The organism is Streptomyces sp. NPDC004031 (genome assembly GCF_053604375.1).
Genome location: NZ_JBSGHL010000039.1, coordinates 73,214 through 79,213, shown reverse-complemented (window position 1 = coordinate 79,213; position 6,000 = coordinate 73,214). Strand labels below are relative to the sequence as shown.

Here is a 6,000-nt window from a genome sequence, read left to right as displayed (position 1 = left end):
CTGATCTCCTGGCTCGACTGCGCCAAACAGCACGGACTGCCCATCACCTACCTCGGCGGCTGGAACGAACGCGGCCACGACGCCAACTGGTACGTGGAGCTGCGAGCGGCCCTGGACAAGGCCGGTTACTCCGGTGTCCAGCTCGTCGCCGACGACAGCGGCTGGAGCGTCGCGGACGACATGGCCAAGGACAAGGCGTTCAACGACGCCGTGTCCGTCATCGGCACCCACTACTCCTGCGAGGGCGGTGACGGCGGCAACGCCCACACCTGCTCCAGCACCGCCGCGGCCCGCAACAGCGGCAAGCCGCTGTGGGACAGCGAGAACGGCTCGCAGGACATGAACACCGGCGCGCCCGCGCTCATCCGGGCCATCACCCGCGGCTACACCGACGCGAAGATGGTGAACTTCTTCAACTGGCCGCTCATCGCCTCCGTCTACCAGAACCTGCCCTACAACACCGTGGGCCTGGCCACCGCGAACTCCCCCTGGTCGGGCAGCTACTCGATCGGCGAGAACACCTGGGCCACCGCCCAGGTCACCCAGTTCGCCCAGCCCGGCTGGCAGTTCGTCGACTCCGCCTCCGGCTACCTCGGCGGCGCCGAGACCAACGGCAGCTACATCACCCTCAAGTCCCCCAACGGCAAGGACTGGTCCACCGTCCTGGAGACCACCACCGCGACCGAGGACCAGACGGTGAACCTCTCCGTCAAGGGAGGCCTGTCCGGCGGCACGGTCCACGTGTGGGCCACCGACGTCAACAGCCCCTCCCCCGCGACCGACTTCGTCCACGCCCAGGACGTCACCCCGTCCGGCGGCTCCTACGCGCTGACGCTGAAGCCCGGCTGGATCTACACCGTCACCACCACGACCGGCCAGGGCAAGGGCACCGCCACCTCCCCCGCCGCGCACCCGCTGGCGCTGCCGTACTCCGACAGCTTCGACCGTGACAAGGCCGGCACCGAGGCGCGCTACCTGTCCGACATGCAGGGCTCCTTCGAGGTGCAGAAGTGCGCCGCCGGGCGGCACGGGATGTGCCTCCAGCAGATGGCGGCCACCAAGCCCATCGAGTGGCAGGACGACTCCGACGCCTTCACCCTGGTCGGCGACCCGACCTGGACCGACTACTCCTTCACCTCCGACGTGGAGCTGGCGAAGCCCGGCACGGTCGAGCTGATCGGGCGGGCGGGCACCCAGAACCGGCCGCAGTCGCACCAGCAGGGCTACTACTTCCAGATCAGCGACACCGGCGCGTGGACGCTCCTGCGCAGCGACGCCGACGGCCACCGCACGGTCCTGAGCCGCTCGGCGACGGCCCCGCTCGGCACCGGCACATGGCACCGGCTGGGCCTGTCCTTCAGCGGCTCCACCATCACCGCCTCCGTCGACGGCCACGACATCGGCACCGTCCACGACAGCACCTACGCCGCAGGCCAGGGCGGTCTCGGCCTCACCTCGTACGTCACCGACCAGTTCGACAACGTTGCCTTCACGAATCTGCGCGCGCAGTCCCCTTCGGCCGCGCTCACGGTGACCCCGTCCAGCGCGTCCGTGCAGCGCGGCAAGACCGTGACCGTCACCACCACCGTCTCCGTCCCGAAGCACGGCAAACCGGCCGAGGGCGTCAACCTCACGCTGGCCGCGCCCGGTTTCGACTACGACGCCCAGCCGCAGGTCTTCGGCGAGGTCCGGCCGGGCCAGAGCCTCTCGGCGGTCTGGCAGCTGACCGCCCCCACCGACAAGGCGTCCAGGGCCACCCTGTCGGCCACCGCGACCTTCGCGCAGTCGGGCGTCGCCCAGTGGCTGCGCCAGGACACCGAGGTGAGCGTCACCAACCCGCCGCCGCCCTCGGGCGTGAACGCCGTCAGCGACCTGGACTTCGTCTCCGCCACCAACGGCTGGGGCCCGGTCGAGCGCGACCTGTCGGTCGGCGGCACCAACTCCGGTGACGGCGGCCCGCTCACCATCGCCGGCACCGTCTACCCCAAGGGTCTCGGCACCAACGCGGTCAGCGACGTCTCGATCTACCTCGGCGGCAACTGCACGTCGTTCGAGTCCACCGTCGGCAACGACGCCGACGCGGGCGGCAACGGCTCCATGACCTTCAGCGTTCTGGGCGACGGAAAGACGCTGGCCGCGAGCCCGACCGTCCGGGGCGACGACCCGGCCCGGAAGATCACCGCCGACGTCACCGGCGTGCAGATGCTCGACCTCGTCGTCGGCGACGCCGGCGACGGCAACGCCTACGACCACGGTGACTGGGCCATGCCCACGCTCACCTGCAACTGACGCGTATCCGACGTTCGATGGGACACTGATGCACTTCAGGCACAGCAGGCACTTCAGCCACAGCAGAACCCGCAGAGCCGTGACCGCCCTGGCCCTCGCCGCCCTGACCGGCAGCGGGCTGGTGGCGGTGGCCGCGGCCCCGGCAGGCGCCGGACAGCAGAACACCCGCACCACCACGATCACCGGCCCCGCCCACTCCGGCCTGACCGCCCAGGTGACCGTCGACGGCACGGGCGAACCGACCCTCGCCGTCGAGCGGAACGGCGCACCCGTGCTCCTCCCCGGCCGCCTCGGGATCCGCACCGACACCCACGACCTCACCACCGGGCTGCGCCTGGTGGACCGGCACGACCGCACCGTGCACGAGTCCTACCGCATGACGGCCGGGAAGCAGGCGGTGCGCTCGGCCACCATGCGCGAGTCGACCCTCACCTTCCGCGGCGCCGGCGGCGCGGAGCTGGGCGTGGTGGTCCGCGTCTCCGACGACGGTGTCGCCTACCGCTACCTGGTCGGCGGCAAGGGCCAGGTGACGGTCACCCAGGAGGCCTCGACCTTCGAGCTCCCGGTGGACGCCAAGGCCTGGGTCCAGCCGTACAACCCCAGCTACGAGACGGAGCGGACGCAGACCACCGCGGGCGCCGCCAACACCGCGCAGCCCGCGACCTGCGACGGCGACACATGCTCCTTCGGCTACCCGACCCTGTTCCAGACGGGCGGCAGCTACGTGCTGCTCACCGAGGCCGACGTGGACGGCCGGTACTCCGGCAGCCACCTCGACCACCAGGCCGGGAGCGGCGCCTACCGGGTGGCACTGGCCGACGGCGAGCCGGTCACCGCGGCCGGGCCGCTCGCGACCCCGTGGCGCACCGCGATCGTCGGCAGCCTGGACACACTGATCGGCTCCACGCTGGTGGACGACCTCGCGCCGCCGTCGCGGATCGCCGACACCTCCTGGATCCGCCCCGGCGTGGACGACTGGTCCTGGCTGAGCGACGGCTCCAGCCCCGCGGACTTCCAGCGGCAGAAGGACTTCGTCGACTACGCGGCCGCGCACGGCCTGGAGTACACCCTCGTGGACGCGGGCTGGCAGGAGAGCTGGGTCCCCGAACTCGTCCGCTACGCGCGGGCCAAGGGCGTGGACGTGCTGCTGTGGTTCGACTGGAACGCGCTGCGCACGCAGGCACAGCGCGACGCCTGGCTGCCGAAGGTCAAGGCCTGGGGCGTCGCGGGCGTCAAGGTCGACTACATGTACTCCGACGCGCAGTCGACCTTCCAGTGGTACGACGACATCCTGCGCGACACCGCCCGGCTGAAGCTCATGATCGACTTCCACGGGGCGACGATCCCGCGCGGGCTGCAGCGCACCTGGCCGCAGGTGATGAGCGTCGAGGCGGTGCGCGGCGAGGAGAACGGGCAGAACACCACCCGCGACATCTTCCTGGCCTTCACCCGCAACGTCGTCGGCTCGATGGACTACACCCCGACCTGGTTCTCCCGTCCCGGCCGGAAGGACACCCTGGCGCGCGAGCTGGCGCTCCCGGTGGTCTTCGAGTCGGGCTGGACGAGCCTGGGCGACAAGCCCGAGGGCTTCGCCGCCCAGCCGGTGGCCGAGAAGTACCTCGAACAGCTGCCCACCGCCTGGGACGAGACCCGGCTGGTCTCCGGCTCGCCCGATGTGCAGGCGGCCGGTGACCGGCAGGTCGTCATCGCCCGGCGCAGCGACGACCGCTGGTTCGTCGGCGGCATCCTGGCCGGACAGGCGGACACCATGAAGGCGCCGCTGGGCTTCCTGGGCAAGGGAAGCTGGCTGCTGGAGACCGTCGGCGACAAGGACGGGCAGTTGCAGCGCACAGTGCGGACGGTGACCGCCCGCGACACCCTCACCGTGGACGCGGCCGCCGACGGCGGTTTCGCCGCGCTCGCCTGCCCGGCCACCCGGGGCCGTACCGACTGCGACGAGCCGGTCGTCACCGCGCCCGCCACCACGCTGACGCTCGACCCGTCGGCGGCGACCGCCGAGGCCGGGAGCAGCGTGCGGATCGACGCGAGCTTCACCTCACCGCAGGCGGGACTGCGCCAGGTGCGCCTGACGCTGGACCGCGCCCGGCTCCCGCAGGGCTGGACGGTCTCCGGACACGACGTCACGCGCGGCAGCCTGTACGCCGGCCAGGCACTCGACGGCAGCTGGCAGGTGACGCTCGGCAAGGACCAGCCGGGCGGCGCAGTGGACGTCCCCGTGTGGGCCGAGTACGCCAACCCCGCCGGCAGGCAGGCCCCGCCGGTGCACGTCGAGCAGATCGTGCACGTCAGCATCCCGCTGCACGGTACGGCCTACGCCAGTGACCAGCCCTTCCTCTCCGCGACCAACGGCTGGGGGCCGGTCGAGCGCGACCTGTCCAACGGTGAGACCGGCTCCGGGGACGGCAACCCGCTCACCATCGGCGGCACCGTCTTCACCAAGGGCCTGGGCGTGAACGCCCCCTCCCGGGTGGACATCGACATCCAGGCCCGCTGCACCCGCTTCGAGGCGCAGGTCGGCGTGGACGACGAGACGGGCGGCAAGGGCAGCGTGACCTTCACCGTCCTCGGTGACGGCAGACAGCTGGCCGCCACGGACGTCCTGCGCGGCGGACAGGACGCGGTCGGCCTGACCGCCGACACGACGGGCGTCCACACCCTGACCCTGGTGGCCGGGGACGGCGGCGACGGCACCGCCTTCGACCACGCGGACTGGGGCACGGCGCAGCTCACCTGCGCGGACTGACCGGCAGCGTCCCCCCGCGGGCCGCCCTCCCACCACCCCCGAGGTGGGCGGGACGGCGGCCCGCGGCATTCCGGGGCGGACCCGGCGTCAGCGGCGGGCGGACCGCGCCTGCGGCGGCGATATCCGCACCCGCTGGGTCTCCGGCACGCTCTCGATGTCGTCGAGCTGCGCGACGACCGTGCGGCGCAGGTCGTCGTAGTCCTCGAACGAGTAGTCCTGGAAGAGGGTGTAGCCGGTCCACATCAGGTTCGCGCACACCCGCGCGGGCACGCGGCCCGTCCGGGCCCCCATCCCGACCAGCGCGACGGACCCGATGCTGCCGGGTGCCACGCTGTTCTGCCGGTGGACGGCCTGGAAGGCGGCGGCGCAGGCGAGCGCGACGTTGAGCGTCTCGCTCACGTTCTGCGCGGACTCCTCCATCGTCGGGGCGGAGATCAGGTACTTCGGGCGCACCGCGCCGGACGGCACGCACACCGCGCTGCCCACCGGCAGCCGGCCGCCCGCCTCGTCGCGGATCGCGCGCTGCACGCGCAGCTGGATCCCCGCTCCCAGATGGCGCTTGACGACCGCGTCCACCCCGCCGTCCATGCGGCCCCGGGAGTTCGTGGGGCTGACCCACGCGTCCACGTCCTGGTCGAGGATCGAGGCCTTGCGGATCTCGATCTCGGGCGTGTCCGCGAAGGCCGCCCGCCACGACTCCACCACCGTCGCGTTCACATCGGCCAGCACCACCCGGAGCGGCTGCTGCACACGGTTCGCGGTCATGGGTCCCCCTACGGTCGAGATCTTTCCCCTTGTCGATCACGACGCTACCCCCACCCACTGACAACGCCCCGCCCCGGGGCGTCCGCCCGCTGACAGCCCGTCATGCGCCGGACGGCCGCCGGACGGGTCCGGGTGAACGGGTGTCAGACCCTGCCGGTATGAGTAGAGGTGCCGCAGCCGGC

Annotated in this window: 3 protein-coding genes; 2 read left to right on the top strand and 1 reads right to left on the bottom strand. The window is 72.0% G+C overall.

Annotation, left to right across the window (positions count from 1 at the left end; all coding sequences use genetic code 11):
* On the top strand, nucleotides 1-2,289 hold a 2,289-nt coding region (locus tag ACWERV_RS23985; protein ID WP_452936414.1), incomplete at its 5' end, for an NPCBM/NEW2 domain-containing protein.
* 28 nt (nucleotides 2,290-2,317) lie between these two features.
* Nucleotides 2,318-5,053: a glycoside hydrolase family 97 catalytic domain-containing protein gene (locus ACWERV_RS23980; protein WP_452936411.1), complete on the top strand. Its 2,736-nt coding sequence runs from the start codon at nucleotides 2,318-2,320 to the stop codon at nucleotides 5,051-5,053.
* Nucleotides 5,054-5,140: 87 nt separating this feature from the next.
* Here the strand turns inward: ACWERV_RS23980 and ACWERV_RS23975 are convergent, their stop codons facing one another.
* On the bottom strand, nucleotides 5,141-5,818 hold the full coding sequence (locus ACWERV_RS23975) for a macro domain-containing protein (RefSeq protein WP_398189955.1): 678 nt from the start codon (nucleotides 5,816-5,818) through the stop codon (nucleotides 5,141-5,143).
* Nucleotides 5,819-6,000 lie beyond the last annotated feature (182 nt).